Raw genomic sequence first — 22950 nt, 5'->3', positions numbered from 1 at the left:
TCAGATTCATTTGTGCCGAATCTCTCTTCCGTCCTCATCCCTGAGGAGCGATCCGAAGGAGCGCGTCTCGAAGGACGAAGCGGCCAAGCTGTTGCCTTCAAGGCAACACCTTCAGCAAGAAATTGCGCCTATTCGACCTCCCGGCGCCCGTGTCAGGTTGCTCCGCTGCTGCCGGACGACACGGAGACTGCCACGATGACATTGTACGCGAAAATAGTGGCCGCTGGCCTGACGTTGCTGTCCATTGGCGGGTTTGCAATTGCCCCCGTGCAGGCTCAGGAGCCCACCAAAATCAGGTTCACCCTCGACTGGAAAATCCAAGGGCCGCATGCCTGGTACTACGTGGCGAAAGAGAAGGGTTATTTCAAAGCCGAAGGTCTCGACGTCACCGTCGACCAGGGCGAGGGCTCGGCGGCGGCGATCACCCGTGTGATGTCCGGCACCTACGACGCCGGTTTCGGCGACATCAATGCCGTTGTCCAGAACGCGGCGGACCGGCCCGGCGAGCAGCCGGTCATGGTTTATCTCGTCTATAACGGCGCGCCGAATGTCCTCATCGTGAAGGTCGACGGCCCGATCAAGACGCTGAAGGATGTCGAAGGCAAGATCGTCAGCGCGCCGGCCGGCTCTGCGACGCTGCGTCTGTTTGTGCCGCTCGCAAAGAAAAACGGCGTCGACGCCACCAAGGTGAAAATTCTCAACGCCGCGCCGAACCTGATCGAGCAATTGCTGGTGCAGGGCCAGGCCGACGCCATCGCCCAGTTCTCGAACACGAGCTACATGAATTTCCTGGCGATGAAGCTCAACCCGGAAAAGGACTTTCGCTGGTTCTTCTACACCGATAACGGCCTCGATCTCTATTCCAACGGTGTGATCGTGTCGCAGAAACTGCTGAAGGAAAAGCCTGAAGCTGTGCGTGGCCTCGTCAAGGCGATCAATCGCGCGATCGTCGACGTGCTTGCCAATCCCGACGAGGCCATGAAGCTGCTCAAGACAATCGAACCTTTGACCAATGAGGACATCGAAAAGCAGCGGATGCTCTACACAGCGAAGAACCTGATGGTGACGCCGGAAACGACCAAGATTGGCCTCGGCGATCTCGACGACAAGCGCCTCGCGGCGTCGATCACGACCGTGGTTGAGGCCTACGGTTTGAAGCGGACACCCGATGTCGGCGAGGTCTTCAACCGCAATTTCTTGCCGCCACGCGCCGATCGCGAGATCAAGATGCCGGCGAACTGAGCCGGCGTCGCACGCGAAACTCCTCACGAGAAAAGAACATGACTGACCACGACTATTTCATGGGGCTCGCCATCGAGGAGGCGCGCAAGGGCGCCGCGCAGGGCGAGCAGCCTTTCGGCGCACTGATCGCGCTGAACGGCGAGGTGATCGTCAAGACTCCGAGCCTGAAGGTCGGCTCGTCCGATACCACGCGGCACTCGGAAACGTATGCAATCGCGCTTGCGACGCAGAAGCTCAAGCTGCGCACGCTGCCGGAAGGCAGTATCTTCTATGCAACCTGCGAGCCCTGTCCGATGTGCGCGGGCGCAATCCTCAATGGCGGCATCAAGACGCTGGTGCTCGGCGCGCGCAACCGCGAGGTGCAGAAATTCTCCAGCAATGCTTTCCAGTTTAAGGATTATTCGGTCGATGCCTTTGCCAAGCTCACCGGCTGGGACCTGACGATCATCGACGGCGTGCGTGAAGAGGAATGCGTTGCACTCTATCGTGACGCCGCTGTCGAACTGACACGCTGAGCCATGAAACAAAGCGCGGTCGACAGTGTCATCGCCGGCCTGAAGGCGGCGGGCATCAGCGTAGTCTGCTACCTGCCGGATTCGCTGTTCAAGGAACTCTATCCGGCGCTCGACGCCGATCCGGATATCCGCACCATTCGCGTGACCAATGAAGGCGAGGGCGCCGCGATTTGCGGCGGCATCTGGCTGTCCGGCAAGAAGGCGGCGCTGGTGATGGAAAATTCCGGCCTGCGCGCCTCGATCGAGCCGCTCGCACGCATGGGCATGGGCGCGGGCATTCCGGTCTTCATGTTGATGAGCTATCGCGGCGACCTCGGCGAAAACAACTGGTGGGCTATTCCGCACGGCATGACGATGGAGCCGCTGCTCAACGCCATGCGCATTCCGTATCGTGTCGTCAATCGCGAGGAGGATATCGCACGCTCCATCGCCGATGCCGTCACCTGGAGCAACGCCGCCTATTATCACGCCGCCGTGGCGCTGACCGGCGAGATCGTCCGATGAACCGCTTCGATTGCATGCACCGTCTCGGCGCAATGCTGAAGGATGAACTTGTGATTCTGTCGCTCGGGGCGAGCGTCGACGAATGGTACAACGCCGCGCCGCATATGCGCGAGGCGAGTCTGTTCCAGCAGCAGCTTGGATGCGTCACGCCGCAGGCCTTTGGGCTTGCGGTCGGCCTGCCGCACCGGCGCATTGTGTCGCTCGATACCGATGGCGGCGTGATGTTCAATCTCGGCATCCTGGCGACGCTCGCCAACGAGCAGCCGAAAAACCTGTTGGTCGTGGTCTGGGACAACGAATGCTATCAGTCGATCGGCGGCCCGCCGACCCATACGGCCGGTCGGGTCAATATCGCGCGGATCGCCAATGGCGCCGGCATCCCCGATGCCTATGAGGCGACGACGCTGGACGATTTCGAGCGCCATTGCGCCGCCGGGCTCAAGGCGCAGGCGCCCTATGTCGTGGTCGCCAAGGTCGGCCGGGAGACTCGCCGGGATATCCGCCGCAAGCATAGCGACGGCCGCGAGGACAAATATATTTTCGTCCGCCATGTCGAAAAAACCGAAGGTATCGTCATTATGGGGCCGAGCGAACACAATTAGGCCGGAATGGACGGTCCAGGCGGCTATTTCTGGCTCATTTCAGGACGTTTTCGGCGGTCTTTCGCTTGTGGCTTATTCGCTTGAAAAGCCAAAAGAATCCTTTGCAAATTGTCGTCCTATTGTTACATAGCGGCGCGCGGGCTTGTCCCGCGCTTGTGCTTCCGGGCTGCCTCGCATGCCCGGTGCATCAAATCCGGCGATAGCGCAAAACTACGCCAGAACGGGTGAGACGGCCGCAAGGCCTTCCCTCGACGCCGGTAAGGTTTAACGCGGGGTGGAGCAGCCCGGTAGCTCGTCAGGCTCATAACCTGAAGGTCACAGGTTCAAATCCTGTCCCCGCAACCACTGATCCCGGCGTTATTACGCTGGTAAGAAGCCTGGCCTCCTTCAGGAGGTCGGGCTTCTTCTTGCCTGCGGCAAAGGTCAGAATGGCTGCCAAATCACCCCGGAGTACGATAGCCAGCTCGCTCTCCTCCGGCTGGAGCGTTACCTGGTCGACCAACGTCCGAAATATCGCAGCGGCCTCAGCCTTTCCATCTTCGTCCTGAAGACGGTGATGGAGGGCTGAAATCTTCTGCCGGTAGATCTCTGCCATGTTTGGGTGCAGGAGGACCGGGGGCTCTTCGGCATGCGCCAGCACCTCGGTCAGCTCGGCTTTGCGGGACTCAAGGGCACCAATTGTATCCTTGAGTTGAGCCCCGGGGACGCCATCGAGAACGGCTTGTATGGCACGCTCCAGATCTCGCTGAACCTTGGTCAGTTCTTTGCGCTGGCCGACAATGCTCGAACTGCGTTCGATGCGCAGCCTGTTCACCTCGCGGGTGAACTCCTCACAAAATTCCCTGAATAGCGACGGCTCCATCAGGTGGGTGTGAAGCCCGTTCAGGACCGACGCCTCCAGCACATCGCGCCTGATGTTCATCCGGTTGTCGCAAGTTCCTTTGTTGCGGGCGGTGGCGCAACCCAACAGATCCTTTGAGATCAACACATAGCCGCCCCCACAGCACCCACATTTCATTAGACCCGCAAAGAGATGCTTCGAGCGACGACGCTCGTTCAGCGCATTTTGCCCCGGTGCAGATGGCTCGTAGGCCAGTTTCTGCTGTTGCGCCTTGACTGCATCCCACACGGACTGCTCGATGATGCGCAATTCTGGCACATCCTGGATGATCCATTCGCTCTCAGGATTGTGGCGCGACACTCGCTTTCCTGTATCAGGGTCTTTCAAGTAGCGAAGTCGATTCCAAACGAGGCGACCCACATATAGTTCGTTATTGAGAATGCCGACGCCGCGCTTCGGATTGCCGTGAATGGTGGAAGGTCCCCATTCATTACCTTGTGGGCCGACCACGCCTTCTTTGTTCAGCTCGCGAGCGATTGTACGGGAAGACTTGCCCGCAAGGTAGTCGGCAAAGATTCGGCGAACGACGTTAGCCTCAGCGGGATTAATCGTTCGATCCCCTCGGATTGGCTCGCCACTGGCGGCAAACTGCCTGACAACGTCGTAGCCAAAACAGAGACCGCCGCCGGATTTTCCATTCTCGACCCTGCCGCGCAAACCGCGACGGGTCTTGTCGGCTAAGTCTTTCAGAAAGAGCGCATTCATCGTCCCTTTAAGACCGACGTGCAGATGAGTCACGTCGCCCTCCGAGAGAGTCACAATCTTAACGCCTGCAAACGCCATTCTCTTAAAGAGGCCGGCAATATCCTCCTGGTCGCGACTGAGGCGATCCATTGCTTCCGCGAGCACAACCGTAAACCGACCGCGCGTTGCATCGTGGATCAATTCCTGGATGCCAGGGCGAAGTAGCGACGCGCCGGAAATGGCGCGATCGCTATAACTGTCCGCGATCGTCCAGCCTTGTTTCTCGGCGTAGAGCCGGCACAAACGCAGCTGATCCTCGATCGAGGCATCGCGCTGATTGTCAGACGAGTAGCGCGCGTAAAGAGCGACTTTCATCGAGCTGCCTCCTTAGTCAGAGAAGCTGTCGATCTTTCCGCCACACGATACGGCCTCAACGAATTCTCGTGCGGCTTGTCGCGCGAGCAGCCGCACCAAGGCGACAAGGCGGGCATCGGGTGTCGACGGAATAGACATTGCCGGTTCGTCCATCGTCTCAGAGACCATGCGAACTTTCTCGACAGTGGTTGTTCCTCTGGGCCTTGCCACGCCGTTACCTTCAACGCTGAGCGACCGAGCGCGCCTCCCTGCGAAGTTGACTCTCGCGTTGACAAAAGAAAACGAAATTCTTGTTTCATCGTAGGAAGTTGTATCGTTTGTTGGCGTGCTTCTGTCGTCTCAATTGTAGATGAACGAAAAATTGAGATAAGCAGCGTAGCAAAAATACTTGCGCGTTTCGAAGGCAGATTCAACCTCTCCATCCCCACGCCCCATCACATCGGGCTAGTCGACATGCTCAAGTGCGCCGGAATTGTGTGCCGTCAGTGGATTTGTCACTTTGGGCGATAGCGGAACCAGCGGCTCACGGTGTTGGGCCTGTTGCCAAGTCTGTTCGAGTGGTCTGTAACCGTCACACTACGAATCTGGGGGTCAGGAGTTCGAATCTCTTCGGGCGCGCCATAAAATCAATGACTTAACAAAGCGCCCCGGACTAGAAATTCGAATTAGTCCGGGGTTTAGTCCGGGGAAGTTGCCAACAAATTCTTATGTCGGACCGATGCCCCTTGGGCCGGAAACGACCGGCCCTTGGCTCTCCGCAAATCATCTCGCATCTGCGGCTCAACAAGCCCTCGCGGGTCGGCGCTTCCCCTCTGGGGATGTTCCTCTATCATCCTGCGCTCCTGCTGTTGCTCGAATTTCAGACCGGCATGTCCATCAAGATTGACCTCGGCAATCAAGTCCGCCAGACGGTCCTGCCCCAGTGGAAGCCCCTGCTTCCGCTGTTTGAGGCCGTGATGAATTCGTTCCAGGCGATCAAGGATGCCAAACTGCCCAAGAACATTCCGGGCCGGATCATCATCGAGATCGAGCGGCAGAACGAACTCTTCAAGGACGAGAGCGCGTCGATCGAGTCGTTCAAGATCACTGACAACGGCATCGGCCTCGACGACGATAATTTCGACTCGTTCAACACCGCATTTTCTCGTCGCAAGGTGGCAGCGGGCGGCAAGGGCCTCGGGCGCTTCACATGGCTCAAGGCGTTTGAGGGTGCCGAGATCGAGAGCATTTTCCGCGACACGGATGGCAGTCTGCTATCGCGTTCCTATGTGTTCAGCGAAGCCTACAACCTCGATACGGCCGGGCTGCCCAAGAAGCTCGACAATGGCATCGTCGGCACCACTGTGCGCCTGTTCAAACTCAAGAAGGCGTACCGCGACAAGGTTCCCCGATCCGTCGAAGCGATTATCCAGAAGCTCATCGAGCACTTCATTCTCGTGTTTCTCGAGCCCGACTGCCCCACCGTAACGCTGATCGACGACGGCAAGAAGCACGTTATCAACGATATCTTCGAGAACGACTACAAGGCGACCGCGTCCGCACATACGTTTGAAATTGGCGAGCACAAATTCTCGCTGCACGGCTTCCGCCTGCCAACCTCCCGAACGACAAAACATAAGCTGGTCTACGCAGCCGACCAGCGCGGTGTGATCAGCGACAAGCTCGAAGACTACATGCCGAACCTCTCCGCGCGCTTGGAAGACGAGGACGAGAAACCGTTCTTCTACCTTGCGATTGTACAGAGCTCATATTTGAGTCAGCATGTGAACATCGGACGCACCGATTTCGATTTCAGCGTCGCTGACGACGCCGACCTCGAATTCGATTCGGAAGAGAAGCGGGACCTCATCCCGCGAGCCGACATCCGGAGCAAAGCGCTCGAATTCATCGAGAAGGACCTCGCCAGCATCATCGAGACGATCAATACTGCCAAGCTCGAGCGCATCCGTCGCTACGTCCACCAAGAGGCGCCGCAGTACCGCGTCCTCATGCGCAATGCAGACAAGTTCATCAACACGCTGCCGCCCTCACCCTCGCGCACGCAGATCGAGGCGGCTCTGCATCGGGAGTTGCACCATCGCGAGACGGAGCTCAAGCGCGAGGGCAGTCGCATCATCCGAGAAGCCGAGAAAATCGACGACTACGAGGAGTACCACAAGCGCTTCACGCAGTTCCTCGACGAATACAACGAGCTCGGCATGTCCGCGCTCGCGCAGTACGTGGGGCACCGCAAGATCATAGTCGAATTCCTCGAGCGCGCGATCCAGTTGCCCGACAGCGAGAAGGCGAAGTACCCTCTCGAAGAGGTGGTGCATAAACTGGTGTTTCCGATGCACAGCACGAGCGCCGACATTCCGTACAACGAGCAGAATCTCTGGATGATCGACGAGCGGTTGACGTACCACTCGTTTATCGCTTCGGATAAGCAGCTCCGCACGCTCGAAATGATCAAATCGAAGAGCGCGCTGCGGGGCGACATCGTTATCTTCGACGAGAAGATTCTCTTCGCCGACACAAACCCAGAATTACACCCGATCAATTCCATCACGACGATCGAATTCAAGCGGCCGGGTCGCGACGACTACACGGATACGGACAATCCACTCGCGCAGTCGTTCAAGCTCATCGACGAAATTCGCTCCGGTGAATTCCAGATCAGAGGGCGGCCGGTCTCACTTGCGAATACGAACGTGCCCGCGAGCATTTACTGCATTTGCGACCTGACGCCGACGTTCCGCCGCGTGCTCAAGGTGCAGGACGCCTTCGTGACGCCAGACAACCAAGGCTATTACGGCTTCCACCGCGGGTTCAACGCGTACTACGAGATCATCGATTACACGAAGATGCTACGCGATGCGAAGAACCGGAATCGCATCTTTTTCGAGAAACTCAACCTCGTGAACAATCATTAGGCCAAACACCGGCGGGCCGTCGAACACGGCGTTCCGTCAAAGAGGGCTGACGACCGCAGTTCGGCATTGCCGACGCTCATTGACACTAGGGCTGTCTCACAGGGAATCCGAGCCGACTCGCGCCTACGCGGGCTCTCACTCAACGGCCGCGTTGGTGTTCTCTCGCATCAAGTATGATTTCACGCGCGCTCCTATTTCCGGGAAAAGAAAGCAAAGCGCGGGAAGCCATCGCTCATCAGGCCTGACTGCGAGGTCTCCGGCTTTCATCTGTTCGCGGACACGCTCCCGTCTGCGCTTCCATTTTCCCGTGGCATCCTGACTTTCGACTAACGCATCGTGTCCGGATAACTTAAGTGCATAGCCGAAGCTGAGGAGATGCTCGGGATAGCCCTGCGCAACATGGTGCGCGACTTCAATGAGTGTGCTGAATTGCCAGCCGACTGGAGCCCCTCGTGCAGCACTTAAGAGACCGTGCAACATGGCGCGGAAACTGCTATCGGAACTCGGAGTGTCCGGAAGTTCAATACCGCGCGCGGCCAAACGGGCTTTGACCGCCTGCCATCGGGCGAGGCTTTCAGGGCGACCATCGAAATGCGGTTCAACCGACTGCCAGCAAGTGAAAACTTCGTCACGCAACGCCGCGTCATCCCTTTCTAACAAGTGTTGCACCTCACTATCGTAATCAAAGTAATACGCGCGTTGTTGAGGAACCTCGATCGTCAGCTCGGAGAAGCGAATCAACTTTTCTTCCCATTGGTCACGAATGCCAAGACCATCGCGAACGGGCTTGCGATAAAAGCAACGGACATGAAAGCAACTCGTGTCCTCCGACAGCTTGGTGGTCTCGTTGTCGACGACCAGAATGTTGGAGTTATGGGAGAATAGAAGATCGTCCACGGTAAGACGCCGGTAATCCGGCTCGAACCGCCCCAATATCCAAACCAGTGTTGCTCCCTCGTCGCGATAGAACAGGCGTCGTTCGACCACCACGCCAAGGAATGTCGTCGAGAGTTGAACCTCGAATGCAAAGCGCTGATCGCCACGGGTCGCCTGAACGTCAGGCTGGCGCCAGCTTTTTGGATCGCTGGACGCGCGCCAGCGCGTTTCCTGCTGGATGCTCTCAGGCGCGAACGACGGATCGGCGGCGAGGCTCCGTTCGATGAGGCGTTTGATTTTCTTATGAGCTTCGCTTTCACGCAGGCCGTGATACTTGCGCGCAAGGATGTCGGACTGCGAAAGCCCGTGCCGAGTCTGCGCCGGACACGACCCGTCCTCGACGCTATGACGAAAGAAGAAGCGCTTCTCGGGGCTGGCGACGGCGTAGACGGATGCGCAGCAAAGGGCACAGGCGAACAGTGGATTCTGCGTCTTCAAAGACTCGCGAATGCGAACCCGCTTGGCAATAAAATCCCCATAGCGATGCGAAGCGATGAATGTTTTCACGTCGATTACGAGACCGTTGACAAGATCGATAATCTCGACGATTTCGGGATTCTCTACGGGTGAAGCTGCGGCCTGCGGATCAATCGTGGTGTTTCGATCAGCGGCCATGTCGTTTTTTCCGATTTGAATATCTTGTGCGACAGAGCAGGCACGGCAAGGATGGGCCGGTTGGCCGGACCTGGGCGGCGATATCGCTTTGTGCCTAGCCCTTGCCAAAGCTTCGCCACCGCTCGCAATATATCAAAACTGCGAATCGATCAGACATTGCCTATTATTGTTCGTCCAGTTTATCTCCTCTTTTTTTGACCAAGACGAGCATACGGCCGGTTGGCGCTGGTCCGGAAGTGGGAAGCGTCGCGACATGGGGCGGCCATGCACATTGATTGCCTTCGCCTGCAACGGTTTCGGTCGTGCGCCGATGTTAAGGTGCGCTTTCATCGCGAGCTGACCGTTCTTGTGGGCGAGAACAATGGCGGAAAATCAAACATCGTTGACGCCCTCCGGCTTCTGACCCTGCCGCTTAACGGCCGCCGCGATCGATATCCGGAGGACGAGGACTTGCGGCGCGGCAGCACGGAGACTCACTACGCCCTTGAAGGCCAGTTCGCGGGCCTGGGCGATACGATGAAGGGCTTGCTTATTTCCGCAGTGCCAGACCCCACTGCCGACCTGGCAGTGTTCGGGATGCGTTATCAGACCCGCACGCCCGGGACATTGCGCGGGCGTGCATCGTCCTGGGCCGGGAGATTTGACACCGCAGAGCCGGAAAGCGGCTCAACCGACCTTATTCGCCACGTCTATCTACCCCCGTTGCGTGATGCCAAGCAGGCGCTGGGTACGGGCAGTGCGACGCGAATTACTGCGTTGCTACAACACTTCTTGCAGACCGGCGAAGAAGAGGGATTTCTGACTCACGTTCAGCGTACCGGCGACCCACATCGTGTGTTGACCGCGATCAACACGGACATCGCGTCCGCGCTCGGTGACCTCACGCGCGGCGCCCGCCCGCAAACGGCATCGCTGGCCTTCACTGCCGAAGCGCTTGCAGACGTGGCGCGCGATTTGCGGTTTCGGCTCGCCGACCTCGGCTTGCCGCCGGAAGACATCAAATCCTCGGGTCTGGGCTATGCCAATCTTCTTTATATGGCGACAGTCGTCGTCGAACTTGCCAAGGCGCGCGAAGCGGACTTAACACTGTTTCTCGTCGAGGAACCGGAGGCGCATCTTCACCCGCAGTTGCAGATGCTGGTGCTCGACTTCCTGCTTGCCCAAGCCCAAAAATCTGCTGCGCGCGAGACTGCGCCCGGCCAACCGGAAGGCCGCATCCAGGTCATCGTCACCACGCATTCTCCTAATCTCACAGCGTGGGTGTCACCCGAGCACCTAGTCGTTGTTCGCTCGGCTCAGGATTCGGGCACGACACCGCCAACCATGAAGACCGTCTCCATCCCGGTCAGCGGGCTTGGACTCGACCCACGGATGATCCAAAAAGTCAGTCGTTATCTCGACGTGACGCGCTCGGCTCTGTTGTTTGGCAATCGCGCCTTGCTCGTCGAAGGAATCGCCGAGGCGCTTCTAATGCCGGTGATCGCCCGGCATTGTATATTCAACACCGATCCCCACGCATTGCAGCGTTTTCGTGGTGCCGTGGTGGTGGCGATCGATGGGGTGGATTTTGCACCTTACGTCCATATCCTGCTCCATCCATGCGAGGGAGCGACGATTGCTGACCGCGTTGTCGTGATCACGGACGCAGATCCACACTCACCCGGAAACCGCAAGGCCGACCTTGAGGCGCGCGCCACAGAATGGGGCGTGGCGGATCGGCTCAATGTTCTTACCAACGCCGTTACGCTCGAACATGAGCTGTACAGCGCGGGAAACGGAGCCCTACTCCGCGAGGTGTTTTTGCTTCTCCATCCCCAATCGGCGCAACGCTGGACTTCGGACGTGGATGGCGTTGCTGCAGCAGATCGCCCTGCCGCATTCGTGCAACTTCTCAAAGCGACCAGCACGCGGAAGGGCGATTTTGCCCAGCAGCTTGCGGAACGCATCGTGGCCGGTTCGGCGTTCACGGTGCCTAACTATTTGCGTGATGCTATCATTGCGGTGGCTGAATGAGTGAGCCTACGGTGGAGCAACGCGCATTTGCCGAGCATCCGCGTGAGGCGTTCGTACAGGCTTGTCCGGGCGGCGGGAAGACACGCACAATTGTTCATCGTGTCCAGAATATTGCGCCGGGTCTTCCGCCGCGAAAGGGCATCGCAGTTCTGTCCTTCACCAATTCGGCCATTGACGAATTTCTCGCCAAGTGCCGGACGCTTGGCCTCGATGTGATTGCGCGTCATCCGAACTTCGTCGGTACATTCGATGCATTCCTACGGCAATTCTTCATTACCCCCTACGGTCTTCAAGGGGTCGCTGTTCGACCCACCGTCGTAGATAGCTGGAGCACACTCGGCGTCGAGATCCGGTTGCGTGGGCGCGCGGCGTTCCGTGGACCCGGCGTATCCCTCGATCGCTTTGATCCGGCTACCAACGCAATCGATCCGGCGCTCATTGGACACAACGGCTTGCGGGCGCATGTTGTGGCAAACCATGCCGCCTATCAGCAGATGGCCCAGCAAGCTCGCGCAGCCTTTCGGCGAAAGGGATACCTGAGCGCGGGTGATGTGCGCGTCGAGGCCGTGGCCCGGCTGCAAAATCCGCAATGGTCGGGAAGCCTCGGTCGCGCGATTGCGGCGCGCCTCCACGAAGTTATCGTCGACGAAGCGCAGGACTGCAATTCACTCGACCTGCAGCTTCTCACTTGGCTGCGCCAGCACGGGCTCCGCGTCACTATTGTGTCCGATGCGGACCAAGCGATCTATGGATTCCGTCAGGGCGATCCCACGGCCTTGGCCGGGCTCGCGCAAACTTATGACGCCGGGAGCCGCCTCGGCTTCTCAGGCAACTTCCGCAGCAGTCCAGCAATATGCCGTTGCGCGGCCACGTTGCGCAGTCGCGCCGATCCGGATGACGCCCTCGGCGAGAACGCCATCGTCACGTTGCCGGTCTATATCCTCAAGTACGAAGGCAACACGCCGCCAGCAACTGTCCATCTCCAGTTCAATAATCTTTGCCAACAGGCTGGAATTGCCCCGTCCGCACGAATGGTCCTCGCGCATGCGCGCACGTCAGCTCGCAATGCGTGCGGACTTCGACCGGATACGGAAGGTGGTGATTCCAAGGTAGCGAGGTTTGCTCGCGCAGTTGGCACCTATCACGCCAAGGCGACGTCTGGCCGCGCGCGGGAGGCGTGTCTCGTCGTTGCGGAGCAAACCTTGCTGGATCTAATGGGTAAGTTCGAAGAACAAAGCAGCGTCGCGCGTCTCGTCGAACAACACGGGATTGATCGCCGTTGGTTGCGCCGGATGGCGTTACGGCTGATATCGCAACTTCCTCCAACCTGCGCGAATTCCGATGATGCCCGAAGCGGCTGGGTTGTAGCGCTGCAAACCGCTGTCACAGCCCTTAACCTCTCCTATGGTGCCGGCGTCACCGTGACCACCTACTTTCGGCGCCCCCCGAATACCGAATGGGGCCAGTTTCTGCAGCCCCGAGCGGATCTCGCCGCTATTTCTTGGGCGACAATTCACGAGGCCAAGGGAAGCGAGCACAATGCTGTATGCGTTGTGATTCCAAACGGCGATTACACTGAAGACCTCATCGCCGCATGGGAGAATCGCACAGATTCCGAGCCCAAGCGCGTCATCTATGTTGGCGTAACGCGCGCGGAAAAGCTTCTTGCGATTGCTGTGCCTGCACCTTTCATCGATCGCCTGAGGGCTATCATGCAGGCTGGCGGGGTCCCGTTCGAGGTTCACGACCTAGCGATCGCAGCGGGCGTTGGCGCGCTGTGATGTTGTTACGCCGGCACGAAGCCTGCTCGTCGTCCTTGAGCACGTTGTTGTCCACAACTATCCGGCTCACGGCCGAGAAGGGCCCAATCGGGATACGGATACTCTCGTCCGATCTCGAAGACGTGGTCGAAGGGCTGGAGAAGATCGGCGAAGCCGGTCTGCGGGACATCGGGCGTGAAGTGGGCGAGGGCTGCACGATCTCGGCCACGATCCGAATTGCCGTCGAGATCACCCACATGATCCGGGCGACGCAGCCCGCCGACTAGCCCGGCGGGCAGCATAGTCGCCGGTCCGGACTAAGACCCCTAAGGCCATATCGACGAGATCTGTGTGAAGACGCGGAATTTTCGCTAGAATGAATGTCACCTTCCAACAGCAATTGCAGGCGGACGCCCCGTGGACAATGGCTTCATAGACCTCGACATATTGCTCACACGAGTTCGGCAACCCCAGTCGAAAATCTATTTTCTGGACGCGGTGAAAGCCTACAAGGCCGGCGCGCTGCGTGCCGCATTGTCATCCGCATGGGTTGCAGTCGTCTACGACTTGATCGCCAAGTATCGTGAGCTGGGCGCCATGGAAGACGGCGCAGCCATCGCCTTCATTCAGTCGTGGGATGCAGCGAATGCGGCCGGCGACATCAAAAGGTTGCTCGACCTCGAAGCTCGAATTATCGATGACGCAACCACCAATACCCAAATCATCAATCGGCTAGCAGCCACTCACCTTGATCGACTTCGACAGGACCGACATCTCTGCGCGCATCCCGCTTTCTCTGCAGAAGCCGAACTGTTCGAACCGACCCCCGAACTCGTTCGCCTTCATTTGGTGAATGCCATTGATCTCGTTTTGTCTCAGGAGCCTCGGCAAGGAAAAGCTATCTTCGAGCAATTCGACGCGGACGTGCAATCAACGGGCTTCCCCAATACCGAGATTAGGATTTTGGACTATGTCGAGCAGCGCTACCTCGCGCGCGTTAGACCGCAGAATGTCAGAAATTTCGGCACAGTCTTGGCGAAATCTCTCCTCAAGGGTGTTCCGCCAAGATGGGAGATCCAACGAAGAAAGATCGTTTCATCGCTAGTCGCCATCCGTGATCGGGCGCCGAACTCATGGCCTGATTTGTCGCAAACCATTGCCCGCCTGATTGACAGCATCGAGCCGGACAATCGGCAGCGCGCAATTGCCTTTATTGCTGCATTTCCGGACTTCTGGCCACTGCTAGAAGCGCCAACCAGAACTGCTCTGCAGGAAACGGCAGAGAATATCGATGCCACGGATATTGAAGACTATCGAATGCTGGCAGCCGTCACGCTGCCGCAATTTCGCAACGCCCTGTTGGAACTGATTGATGAACTCAGTGGCGAGCAACTGCGTGCGGCGATTGCCGCCGATCCCATTCCCGATCTCTGGCCCAAGGCAATCGGGATGTATGAAGAATCCGGCAGTTGGCGAGGATCGGAAGCAAATTTTCGTAATGTGATAGCCCCATTCTCGGGAAGATTAAGCAGCGATCAACACGATGAGCTGCTTGATGCGATCGTTAACAATGGGCAGAACTGGGATGCGGCCGATACTCCCAGCCTATCGCTTGGGCTATTGAAGAATGCAAATGCCGCTGACTATCCCACGCATGATGCGAGAAATCGATTCTATCTACACCTGTACCGCACACGTCATATTGACCGATATGAGGACGTGCTGGCGCTGCTTCAAACCGATGGTTGGACCCTTCCTCCCGACCCGCAAGATGACGACGAATAGTCTCGACGCAGGGGCGTCTCCCTTCGGGACCGGGCTGTCGGCTTCGCTGAAGCCTCGGCTGCGCCGGGTCTTCACCCTTCGGGCTTCCATCCCTTCTATAATCGGACCCCGGACGTCAAGGCACGATCTCCTTGTTCAATCAGTCAATGAAGAGAAGCATCCGGCCCGAACCTTTGCTTGGTTGAACTGGTTGTTGCGGGCATAACCAAGCAAGAATGTGAAGACGGGGCGTTGCCTACATTGGACAATGAAGCAATCTGGTTGGGGTTGGCGTTCCTCGTTATCGCCCTGATCTATGCGGCGGTCGGCCAGGCCGGAGCATCGGGTTACATCGCGGCGATGGCGTTGGCGGGCTTTGCGCCGCTGGCCATGAAGACGACCGCGCTCGCCCTCAACCTCCTCGTCGCGGCGATAGGCACGTTCTATTTCATCCGGGCGCGGCGGCTGTCGTGGCGGAACGTCTATCCTTTCGCCGTGCTCGGGTTTCCCTTCTCCCTGCTTGGCGGAGCCGTCCATCTGCGCGAAGAGGTCTATTATCCTGTTGTTGGGATAATCCTCATACTATCGTCGCTCCAGATGGCACGATCTGCTTTCAGGAAGGGCGATGCAAGTGTGGCCTCGCCGTCAACACCACCGTTCTGGGGCGCGCTGGCAACAGGCGCGGTCATCGGCTTCGTCTCCGGAACCACGGGAACCGGCGGCGGCGTGTTCCTCGCACCCGTGATCCTCGCCATGAACTGGGGAACAGCACATCAAACCGCAGCGACCACGGCCGTCTACAATCTCATGAACTCGGCGGCAGCCCTGTTGGGTGCCTATTTCTATTGGGACCAGATTCCCGCCTCCTTGCCGTGGTGGCTGGTTGCTGTCGCCGCAGGCGGGTCGATAGGAGCATTCGTCGGAAGTCGATATCTCTCGGATCGCTGGCTGCGCGGGATCCTTGCGTTGCTGCTGCTGGTTTCAGGAATCAAGCTGGTGCTGTAGGGCCTTCAAGCGTGTCCTTGGGGGCAGCCGCGCTTGCACGCGACCGTGCTCTATCTCCGGCCGCAAAACGGCCTTCGACCGAACCCGCCATCAGCGGTTTCGGCCCATGCGGGTCACGATCACTCTGCCGGCCAGTCCGCATCAAGCTTCTATTCGGAGTCGCAGCAACTGCGCTCCATGATGGGTTTCGACGAGGTGGCCGTCCACGCTAGCAGCGCGTGCTCGGGCATCGGCACAGGGATTGAACCGCGGATCGAGACGGACTGGCCTCTCCCTCGGGGAGCTGGACCATCCGGCGGAGCTGCTGTCAGCCTGCTGTCGCGCAGGTCTTCTCGCTTGCTCCGTATCGGAACGGCTCGTTCGTGATCCATATCCGGTGCATCACGATGGCGATGCGGCGAGATCGGCGCGCGATGCGCGTTCCAGCGCATTGTCGAGTTTGCGCACCTGGACACGCATCTCGTCCCGTGCAGCAAGCAGCGGCTCGATAGCCGGCAGCAACATCGGCTCCCTTCCGCATAGTTCGAAAACCCGCTCGCTGAACTTGTATCGATGGACACGGCCCAGCTTCTGCCCTTGCGTTCGCAACAGGCCGCGGATCGTATTCTCGATTTGCAGCATCGCCGACATGAACTGGCGACGGCCGATCAATAGTGAGCGCACCATTTGAGATTCTCGGCTCTTCACATGCACCGGCTTGAAATGGCCGACACGCATCATGGTGGCGATGCCGTGCGCGTCGTTGCGATCGGTCTTGTTCGGCCGCGTCGACAGGAAGCGCTGCGTATGACGGGTCTCGATGCAGAACACCGGGTATCCTGCATCCCGCAAAGCACCATACATCCATTCCGAGAGCGGACGGGCTTCGAACCCGATGAGCGCGATCTCCCCTGAGAGCTTCGACAGCTTTGCGATCACCTGCGCGGGCTCGGAAGGAACGATCGTTTGAAGAACAGTTCCACCGTTGTCATCGAGAACGCAGATCGCTGCTTTGTTCACGCCGAGGTCCAGTCCGATAAACAGTTTCATAGCCGGATTCTCCCTTCTTTCCGTTCCGAACCAGGCACGACGGTAGCAGACGTCCGGGTCCGATTATCCCATCTGACGCGGCGCTTGCGGCAGCGCTCCCGGAATTCGTCATCCTTTGTGTGTGCTGCCTTGGCGGTGCCGGAGAGTGAGAGTGCCGGCCGGGTTGGCCGTGACGGGTTGGAAGCTGCGGGAGAGGCCCGCGGTGCCCGTCGCGGAGACCCGCGATGTCGAGACATGCTGCTCGGGCGCGCGTCGGCGAGAGCCGGGCGAGCCTCTATGACGAAATCACCGGCAAGATCATCGCCGAGCTGGAAGCCGGGCGCGTGCCCTGGGTCCAGCCCTGGGGGACGGCGGCGGCGAAGGCGCCGCTCGCCATGCCCAAGAACGCTTCGACCGGGCGCCAGTACAGCGGCGTCAACGTCCTCATTCTTTGGGGCACGGTAATCGAGCACGGATTCACCGGCCAGAGCTGGCTGACCTTCCGCCAGGCGCTGTCGCTTGGCGGGCATGTCCGCAAGGGCGAGCGCGGCACGACCGTCGTCTATGCCGACCGCTTCATCCCCGATGATGAAAAGAAGCGCGCGGCCGAGACCGGCGAGAATGCGCAGGCCATTCCGTTCCTGAAGCGCTTCACGGTCTTCAACACGGATCAGTGCGACGACCTGCCCGACGAGATCGCAACCGTCGCGCCGCCGCCACTGCCCGGCATGATCGAGCCGCGGGTGGAAGCGCTGATCAAGGCAACCGGCATCGACTTCCGGATCGGCGGCAACCGCGCCTTCTATAAGCCCTCGGAAGACTATGTGCAGGTGCCACCGCCGGCGGCTTACTTCGAGCCAATCGATTGGCACCGCACGGCGCTGCACGAGCTTGGGCACGCCAGCGGTCATCACTCTCGCCTCAACCGGGATATGTCCGGCGCGCACGGCTCGAAGAAATACGCCTTCGAGGAACTGATCGCCGAACTTTGCGCTGCATTCTCCTGTGCGTTGCTCGGAATCGTGCCGACCGTACGGCACGCCGACTATATCGGCTCGTGGTTGGACGTGCTTCGCGAAGATAATAGAGCCGTCGTGCGCGCTGCCTCGCAAGCGAGCAAGGCTGCGGACTTCATCCTCGGCTTCGTGCCCCAAGACCAGGTCTCGAGCCAAACTACGGTTCACACTATCGAAGGGAGGGCGGCATGATCCTCCTGACACCGGAGCTGCGCGAGCGCCTGCTCGCGAATGGCCGCCGCCGCGGTCTCGACCATGTGCCAGTGGTAAAATTCTTCAACCCGCTCGGCATCGGCACCTGGCTCGCGACCGAACTCGATGAGGGTGGCGATACGATGTTCGGCCTCGCCGACCTCGGATGTCCAGAGCTTGGATTGTTCAGCCTTGCTGAGATGCAAGCACTGGAGCTTCCGCTCGGCATGGGCATCGAGCGCGACATCCTGTTCGAAGGCGAATTCCCGCTCTCCGTCTATACGCACGCCGCGCGCACGGTCGGTCGTATCGTCATCGACGAACGCTCGCTGCGCGCCGCGGCCGCTGCCCTGCAACGGGAGGCGCGGTGATGCGCTTCCGTCGCTGGCCGAGGCCCACACCCTACGAGGAAACGCCGCGCAAACGCGCGGCGTTTCTTCAAAGGCAGCATCGCGAATGCGAATCCCTGCCGCTGTTCGTTTCCGTCGTCCAGTCGCACCAGCACGACGTGGAGACCGAAATGTCCCGACGCGCCGAACGCTGGGACCAGGACGAGCGCAACAGCCGCGCTGCTCGAGCGGCGCGATGGCGTGACGTGCGCGGGCGCCTGTTCGCGCTTGATCCAACATTGCGGCTGACTATTCGCGCGCTTTGGCGGAATTGTCCCTGTCCCGCCGACCCGTCATATCTCGGCGATCTCCTGCACCAGATCACCGTCGGCCGGATCGATCCTGACCGGCCGCCGTGGATTTACTCGCGAAAGATCCACGCCAGGATCACGCCGAGCCCTACGACGTTCGAAGAGGCTTTCCGCAAGGTCGGCCAGCTCAAGATCGGCGGCACCTCCAAGACCAATGCCGCCGACGAGTTCACCTGGTGCGGCAACCTCGGGTCCGGCCTCCTGATCCTGATGTCGCGCGTGCGGCCCAACGAGCCGCTCGAGAGTTTCGTGACGTCGTCGGCGCATCGGCTGCGTGATTCCCATGTTGGCCGGTTCGGTCACTGGGTCGAAATCATCGTTCGCGGCGAATGCTCCGATGCGGAGTTCGCCTTGATCCGGCGGCTGGCGCAAGCCGCCGATACGCGCCGTGTGGTGGTGCGCCGCCATGATTCCCGCGTGCGGCGGTCGCCCAGCAAGAGAGAGTGAGAGGGCCGAGTGGGCTTCCCGACGGGTTGGAGGTCGAGAGAGAGGCTTTCGGCCGCCCGTCGTGGAGAACTGACATGGCAAAAGCCGTTCAGAAGATCAAACTCTCACGCTCGCGCGACATTCCCTTCAGCAAGCTCGTCTTGACGCAAACCAACGTCCGCCGCGTCAAGGCCGGCATCTCGATCGAAGATCTCGCCGAGGACATCGCGCGGCGGACTCTGCTGCAGAGTCTTAACGTCCGCGCCATCCTCGATGCCGACGGCAACGAAACCGGCATGTTCGAAGTCCCGGCCGGCGGACGCCGCTATCGCGCACTGGAATTGCTGATCAAGCAGAAGCGCTTGGCCAAGAATGAACCGATTCCGTGCGTCGTGAGTGAAGTCGGCGACAAGATATCGGCCGAGGAGGACTCGCTCGCGGAGAACGTACATCGCGTTGCGCTTCATCCGCTCGACCAGTTCCGCGCCTTTCAGACCTTGCGCGAGCAAGGCCAATCCGAGGAAGACATCGCGGCCAGGTTCTTCGTCTCCGTCAATGTCGTGCAGCAGCGGCTTCGGCTCGCATCGGCCTCGTCGAGCCTGCTCGACGTCTATGCCGACGATGGCATGACGCTCGAGCAGTTGATGGCGTTCACCGTCACCAGCGATCACGCCCGGCAGGAGCAGGTGTGGGACAACGTCAGCAAGTCGGGTTACGACGAGCCGTACCAGATCCGGCGCATGCTGACCGAAAGCACGGTCCGTGCCTCCGACAAGCGCGTGCAGTTCGTCGGCATAGCGGCTTATGAAGCCGCCGGCGGCGCCGTTCTGCGCGACCTGTTCGAGCACGACGACGGCGGCTGGCTGCAGGACGTTCCGCTGCTCGACCGCCTCGTCACCGAGAAGCTGAAGGCCGAAGCCGAGACGATCGCGGTCGAGGGCTGGAAGTGGATCGAGGTCGCCGTCAGCTTCCCGTACAATCACGATTACGGTCTGCGGCAGCTCGACGGCACGCCCGCCGACATCACGGCCGAAGAGCAGGCGACGATCGACGCTTTGCAGGCCGAACAGGCGAAGCTCGAGGCGGAATATCAGGATGCCGACGAACTGCCGGACGACGTCGACATCCGTCTCGGCCAGATCGAGGAGGCGCTCTCCGCGTTCGATGAGCGACCGCCCATCTATGATCCGGCCGAGATCGCCCGCGCCGGTGCCTTCGTCAGCATCGACAGCGACGGCACTCTCCTGGTCGAGCGCGGCTTCGTCCGGCCGGAGGATGAGGCGCCGGTCGATCAGACGGACGGGGAAGGTAAACAGGCATCGCCCGATGCCGACGGAACTGATCCCGGCATGCCATCCGTGCGCCGGACCGTCATCACGGTCGGCGGAGATCAGCCTGACGCGGAGGATGACGAGGACGACGGTATCAAGCCGTTGCCCGACCGTCTCGTCATGGAGCTGACGGCGCATCGCACGCTCGCGCTGCGGGATGCGGTTGCGAGCAATCCGCACGTCGCGATGACTGCGCTCCTGCACAAGCTCTGCGTCGATGCTTTCCACAACGGCTATGCGCCTGGGTGCATGGAGGCGGCAGTCCGGCAGGTCCATCTGCCGGTTCAGGCGCCGGGTTTGAAGGATAGCGCATCGGCGAAGGCCGTCGACGAGCGGCACGAGGCCTGGAAGGCCGACATGCCCAAGGATGACGATACGCTGTGGAACTGGCTCGCTACGCTGGACGAGGCCAGCCGCTCCATGCTGCTAGCGCATTGCGTCTCCTACGGCGTGAACGCCCTGTTCGAGAAGGTCGATCGGTATGGCGGCAATGGCATGTCGTCGCACGGCCTGCGCCGCCGGCTCGACCAGGCCGACCGTCTGGCCCGGGCCGTCAATCTCGACATGGTGGAAGCCGGTTGGCGGCCGACGGTCGACAGCTATTTCGGCCGCGTCACCAAGAGCCGCATCCTTGAAGCCGTGCGTGAGGCGAAGGGCGAATCGTCCGCGCAGCTCATCGACCATCTCAAGAAGGCCGAGATGGCCAAGGAGGCCGAGCGACTGCTTGATGGCACCGGCTGGTTGCCCGAGCCGCTGCGTCTCGCCGAGACCGCTTCGGCGCCCGACGGCTCCGACACCACCGGGGAGCCACTCCCCGAATTCCTCGCCGATGACGAGGACGAAGGCGGCGATACTGGCGACGACGAGCAGCCGCACGCCGTCGCGGCCGAATGACTCCACGAGCGGGGCGGCTCCGGCCGTCCCGCTTCCTTCCACCAAGCATCAAACCGTCAGCCCGGCCCTCGCGCCGGGCTTCATCGTTTTAGGAGCACAATCATGACCAACAACGACACGCCGGATTCCACCCCGGTCATCGATCCGACATCATGGCTCGTGCAGGATCGCGAATTCCAACAGCTTTGCGAATCCATTCGACCCGAGAACAAGGCCACCTTGTTCGATGCGCTCGCCCAGGCCGGCATCGCCACCGTGCTTGTCAAATTCGACGGTTACGGCGACAGCGGGCAGATCGAAGACATCAGCGTGCATGCCGGCCCCGACATCGCGATCAATCTCCCCGAAGGCTGCATCGAGATCGCACGCGTCCAATGGGGCAGTCGGGAAATTTCCCGTCAGACCCTATCGGTGAAGGACGCGATTGAGCATCTCGTATACGACCTTCTCGAACAAACGCATGGGGGGTGGGAGAACAACGAGGGCGCCTACGGCGATTTTCTCTTCAACGTCGCCGAACGCACGATCACGCTCGACTACAATGAGCGGATCGAGACCTCCGAATACACCCAGCATGTGTTCTGAGGAGGCAACGATGGCACATCCGTATCACCACTCGTTATCGTCCGTGCGCAAGTGGGGCGGGACGGTCGAAGACTATCTAGCGGTCCATGGCTGGTTCGACGCCAGCAAGGAGATCACCGCCGACTTCCGGCACCGCGCGCTCCGGCACCATGCCGAAGGCATCTTCATGTCCGAAACGATCTTCGGCCTGACCATCACCCTGTCGTCCGGCCGCGTGATCCCGACGCGCTGGGTCGGCGAACAGCACGTCATCGAAGATCTCGGCTTCATCCCGTCCTTCGCCGACTGGGTGAAGGCCATTCGGCCCGAACCTTGGATGGGACGGACCCGGCGAATCGAGCACGAGGTCGAAACACCGGCATCGGCCGAGCCGACGGAAGCCGCGTGATGTACGGCACCTATCTCCGGCTCGACATCACCGTGCATGACGGCTGGCGAGCCGTCGTACGAGCCGCTTCGCGCAAGCTCACACGACAGTCGCTGCGCGACCCGTACCGCCGCACAGCGCGCAAAGCGTTCTACCGCCAGATGCTCGCCTATCACCGCCAGGCGCAGGAGATCGTCGCGACCTGGCGGCTCTGACCACGTCCTCACCTCCACCCACCTCGGCCCGGCCCTCCGACAAGGAGCGCCGGGCGCTTTGCCTTTTCAGGAGTCCAGCATGACAGACCATGATCCACGCACCGAGGGTCACGAACCCGCACCGCTCACCCAGGACGAGTTCGACAACCTGGTCGACGACGCCACCCACGCGGTCAACAACCTCATCCCCGACCATCTACTCGACGAAATGTCGGACAGAAGACGCTCATCCCTGTTGATCGAGATAAACGACGCTCTGACGGCGATCCTCCGCGAATACTTCCCGAGCGACCGCTAGCCAACACCGTGGCGCGCCGCGGGAGCACGCGTCAACCGCCTGCCAGCGCAACTCCAGGAACCAACTCTCCATCCAGAGCTCGGCCACTGC

21 protein-coding genes, 1 tRNA gene and 1 pseudogene are annotated in these 22950 nt (G+C 60.1%); 20 read left to right on the top strand and 3 right to left on the bottom strand.

What is annotated here, in order from left to right; translation table 11 throughout:
* The first annotated feature begins 195 nt into the window (after positions 1-195).
* From CAK95_RS02720 to CAK95_RS30275, 6 genes are all read left to right on the top strand, one after another.
* Complete coding sequence (locus CAK95_RS02720; protein ID WP_086086429.1) at positions 196-1242, top strand: ABC transporter substrate-binding protein; 1047 nt, start codon at positions 196-198, stop codon at positions 1240-1242.
* Between the two features lie 38 nt (positions 1243-1280).
* Positions 1281-1757 carry a nucleoside deaminase gene (locus CAK95_RS02715; RefSeq protein ID WP_086086428.1) on the top strand — a complete coding sequence of 159 codons (477 nt, stop codon included), beginning with the start codon at positions 1281-1283 and terminating at the stop codon, positions 1755-1757.
* A gap of 3 nt (positions 1758-1760) precedes the next feature.
* Positions 1761-2261 carry a thiamine pyrophosphate-binding protein gene (locus tag CAK95_RS02710; protein ID WP_086086427.1) on the top strand — a complete coding sequence of 167 codons (501 nt, stop codon included), beginning with the start codon at positions 1761-1763 and terminating at the stop codon, positions 2259-2261.
* Positions 2258-2863 (top strand): thiamine pyrophosphate-dependent enzyme, encoded by a 606-nt coding sequence (locus CAK95_RS02705; protein ID WP_086086426.1) that lies wholly within the window; start codon positions 2258-2260, stop codon positions 2861-2863. The genes CAK95_RS02710 and CAK95_RS02705 overlap by 4 nt, the downstream gene beginning before the upstream one ends.
* Before the next feature lie 268 nt (positions 2864-3131).
* Positions 3132-3208 (top strand) — tRNA-Met (locus CAK95_RS02700).
* Positions 3209-3491: 283 nt separating this feature from the next.
* On the top strand, positions 3492-3713 hold the full coding sequence (locus CAK95_RS30275) for a hypothetical protein (RefSeq protein ID WP_342587985.1): 222 nt from the start codon (positions 3492-3494) through the stop codon (positions 3711-3713).
* Between the two features lie 36 nt (positions 3714-3749).
* Here the strand turns inward: CAK95_RS30275 and CAK95_RS30270 are convergent.
* A pseudogene (locus CAK95_RS30270) lies at positions 3750-4823 on the bottom strand (recombinase family protein); the annotation flags it as partial.
* Positions 4824-5548: 725 nt separating this feature from the next.
* Between CAK95_RS30270 and CAK95_RS02690 the strand changes: the two are divergent.
* The gene (locus CAK95_RS02690) at positions 5549-7735 is read left to right on the top strand and encodes an ATP-binding protein (RefSeq protein ID WP_147413694.1); all 2187 of its coding nucleotides are present in this window, start codon (positions 5549-5551) and stop codon (positions 7733-7735) included.
* Between the two features lie 135 nt (positions 7736-7870).
* Here the strand turns inward: CAK95_RS02690 and CAK95_RS02685 are convergent, their stop codons facing one another.
* Positions 7871-9286, bottom strand: a complete 1416-nt coding sequence (locus CAK95_RS02685) for a DUF6035 family protein (protein ID WP_086086424.1) — start codon at positions 9284-9286, stop codon at positions 7871-7873.
* Between the two features lie 264 nt (positions 9287-9550).
* On the opposite strand from CAK95_RS02685, the gene CAK95_RS02680 reads away from it, so the two are divergent.
* From CAK95_RS02680 to CAK95_RS02660, 5 genes are all read left to right on the top strand, one after another.
* Complete coding sequence (locus CAK95_RS02680; protein ID WP_086086423.1) at positions 9551-11299, top strand: ATP-dependent nuclease; 1749 nt, start codon at positions 9551-9553, stop codon at positions 11297-11299.
* Complete coding sequence (locus tag CAK95_RS02675) at positions 11296-13080, top strand: UvrD-helicase domain-containing protein (RefSeq protein WP_086086422.1); 1785 nt, start codon at positions 11296-11298, stop codon at positions 13078-13080. Before CAK95_RS02680 ends, CAK95_RS02675 begins: the two co-directional genes overlap by 4 nt.
* A 47-nt stretch (positions 13081-13127) precedes the next feature.
* The gene (locus CAK95_RS02670; protein WP_147413695.1) at positions 13128-13346 is read left to right on the top strand and encodes a hypothetical protein; all 219 of its coding nucleotides are present in this window, start codon (positions 13128-13130) and stop codon (positions 13344-13346) included.
* A 130-nt stretch (positions 13347-13476) separates the two neighbouring features.
* Positions 13477-14844, top strand: a complete 1368-nt coding sequence (locus tag CAK95_RS02665) for a hypothetical protein (protein ID WP_086086420.1) — start codon at positions 13477-13479, stop codon at positions 14842-14844.
* A gap of 177 nt (positions 14845-15021) precedes the next feature.
* The gene (locus CAK95_RS02660) at positions 15022-15828 is read left to right on the top strand and encodes a sulfite exporter TauE/SafE family protein (RefSeq protein ID WP_245303600.1); all 807 of its coding nucleotides are present in this window, start codon (positions 15022-15024) and stop codon (positions 15826-15828) included.
* A 381-nt stretch (positions 15829-16209) separates the two neighbouring features.
* Here CAK95_RS02660 and CAK95_RS02655 read toward each other — a convergent pair whose 3' ends face one another.
* On the bottom strand, positions 16210-16857 hold the full coding sequence (locus CAK95_RS02655; protein ID WP_086086418.1) for an IS110 family transposase: 648 nt from the start codon (positions 16855-16857) through the stop codon (positions 16210-16212).
* 224 nt (positions 16858-17081) lie between these two features.
* On the opposite strand from CAK95_RS02655, the gene CAK95_RS02650 reads away from it, so the two are divergent.
* The 8 genes from CAK95_RS02650 to CAK95_RS02615 all read left to right on the top strand — a co-directional run bounded on the left by CAK95_RS02650 (position 17082) and on the right by CAK95_RS02615 (position 22860).
* Complete coding sequence (locus CAK95_RS02650) at positions 17082-18044, top strand: ArdC family protein (RefSeq protein WP_086086417.1); 963 nt, start codon at positions 17082-17084, stop codon at positions 18042-18044.
* Entirely contained in the window at positions 18041-18415 is a 375-nt protein-coding gene (locus CAK95_RS02645) for a DUF2958 domain-containing protein (protein ID WP_086086416.1), read from the top strand. The genes CAK95_RS02650 and CAK95_RS02645 overlap by 4 nt, the downstream gene beginning before the upstream one ends.
* Positions 18415-19191, top strand: coding sequence for a hypothetical protein (locus CAK95_RS02640; protein ID WP_086086415.1), 777 nt, complete (start codon positions 18415-18417; stop codon positions 19189-19191). The genes CAK95_RS02645 and CAK95_RS02640 overlap by 1 nt, the downstream gene beginning before the upstream one ends.
* Positions 19192-19265: 74 nt before the next feature.
* On the top strand, positions 19266-21395 hold the full coding sequence (locus CAK95_RS02635) for a ParB/RepB/Spo0J family partition protein (RefSeq protein WP_086086414.1): 2130 nt from the start codon (positions 19266-19268) through the stop codon (positions 21393-21395).
* Positions 21396-21497: 102 nt separating this feature from the next.
* Positions 21498-21980 carry a DUF6878 family protein gene (locus CAK95_RS02630; RefSeq protein ID WP_183044318.1) on the top strand — a complete coding sequence of 161 codons (483 nt, stop codon included), beginning with the start codon at positions 21498-21500 and terminating at the stop codon, positions 21978-21980.
* A 10-nt stretch (positions 21981-21990) separates the two neighbouring features.
* Positions 21991-22368 (top strand): DUF6915 family protein, encoded by a 378-nt coding sequence (locus CAK95_RS02625; protein WP_086086413.1) that lies wholly within the window; start codon positions 21991-21993, stop codon positions 22366-22368.
* Positions 22368-22562: a hypothetical protein gene (locus tag CAK95_RS02620; RefSeq protein WP_086086412.1), complete on the top strand. Its 195-nt coding sequence runs from the start codon at positions 22368-22370 to the stop codon at positions 22560-22562. The genes CAK95_RS02625 and CAK95_RS02620 overlap by 1 nt, the downstream gene beginning before the upstream one ends.
* A gap of 79 nt (positions 22563-22641) precedes the next feature.
* Positions 22642-22860: a hypothetical protein gene (locus CAK95_RS02615; RefSeq protein ID WP_086086411.1), complete on the top strand. Its 219-nt coding sequence runs from the start codon at positions 22642-22644 to the stop codon at positions 22858-22860.
* The last annotated feature ends 90 nt before the right edge of the window (positions 22861-22950 follow it).

Origin of the sequence: Pseudorhodoplanes sinuspersici, from assembly GCF_002119765.1 — a bacterium.
GTDB lineage: Bacteria > Pseudomonadota > Alphaproteobacteria > Rhizobiales > Xanthobacteraceae > Pseudorhodoplanes > Pseudorhodoplanes sinuspersici.
Note: the sequence above shows the minus strand (reverse complement) of the source record. Positions and strands in the feature narration are given on the sequence as shown.

Bases quoted from the DNA above. Each gene is read 5' to 3' on its own strand.
- CAK95_RS02720 (WP_086086429.1), top strand. From the start codon at position 196: ATGACATTGTACGCGAAAATAGTGGCCGCTGGCCTGACGTTGCTGTCC.
- CAK95_RS02715 (WP_086086428.1), top strand. From the start codon at position 1,281: ATGACTGACCACGACTATTTCATGGGGCTCGCCATCGAGGAGGCGCGC.
- CAK95_RS02710 (WP_086086427.1), top strand. From the start codon at position 1,761: ATGAAACAAAGCGCGGTCGACAGTGTCATCGCCGGCCTGAAGGCGGCG.
- CAK95_RS02705 (WP_086086426.1), top strand. From the start codon at position 2,258: ATGAACCGCTTCGATTGCATGCACCGTCTCGGCGCAATGCTGAAGGAT.
- CAK95_RS30275 (WP_342587985.1), top strand. From the start codon at position 3,492: ATGCGCCAGCACCTCGGTCAGCTCGGCTTTGCGGGACTCAAGGGCACC.
- CAK95_RS02685 (WP_086086424.1), bottom strand. From the start codon at position 9,286: ATGGCCGCTGATCGAAACACCACGATTGATCCGCAGGCCGCAGCTTCA.
- CAK95_RS02680 (WP_086086423.1), top strand. From the start codon at position 9,551: ATGCACATTGATTGCCTTCGCCTGCAACGGTTTCGGTCGTGCGCCGAT.
- CAK95_RS02675 (WP_086086422.1), top strand. From the start codon at position 11,296: ATGAGTGAGCCTACGGTGGAGCAACGCGCATTTGCCGAGCATCCGCGT.
- CAK95_RS02655 (WP_086086418.1), bottom strand. From the start codon at position 16,857: ATGAAACTGTTTATCGGACTGGACCTCGGCGTGAACAAAGCAGCGATC.
- CAK95_RS02650 (WP_086086417.1), top strand. From the start codon at position 17,082: ATGTCGAGACATGCTGCTCGGGCGCGCGTCGGCGAGAGCCGGGCGAGC.
- CAK95_RS02645 (WP_086086416.1), top strand. From the start codon at position 18,041: ATGATCCTCCTGACACCGGAGCTGCGCGAGCGCCTGCTCGCGAATGGC.
- CAK95_RS02640 (WP_086086415.1), top strand. From the start codon at position 18,415: ATGCGCTTCCGTCGCTGGCCGAGGCCCACACCCTACGAGGAAACGCCG.
- CAK95_RS02635 (WP_086086414.1), top strand. From the start codon at position 19,266: ATGGCAAAAGCCGTTCAGAAGATCAAACTCTCACGCTCGCGCGACATT.
- CAK95_RS02630 (WP_183044318.1), top strand. From the start codon at position 21,498: ATGACCAACAACGACACGCCGGATTCCACCCCGGTCATCGATCCGACA.
- CAK95_RS02625 (WP_086086413.1), top strand. From the start codon at position 21,991: ATGGCACATCCGTATCACCACTCGTTATCGTCCGTGCGCAAGTGGGGC.
- CAK95_RS02620 (WP_086086412.1), top strand. From the start codon at position 22,368: ATGTACGGCACCTATCTCCGGCTCGACATCACCGTGCATGACGGCTGG.
- CAK95_RS02615 (WP_086086411.1), top strand. From the start codon at position 22,642: ATGACAGACCATGATCCACGCACCGAGGGTCACGAACCCGCACCGCTC.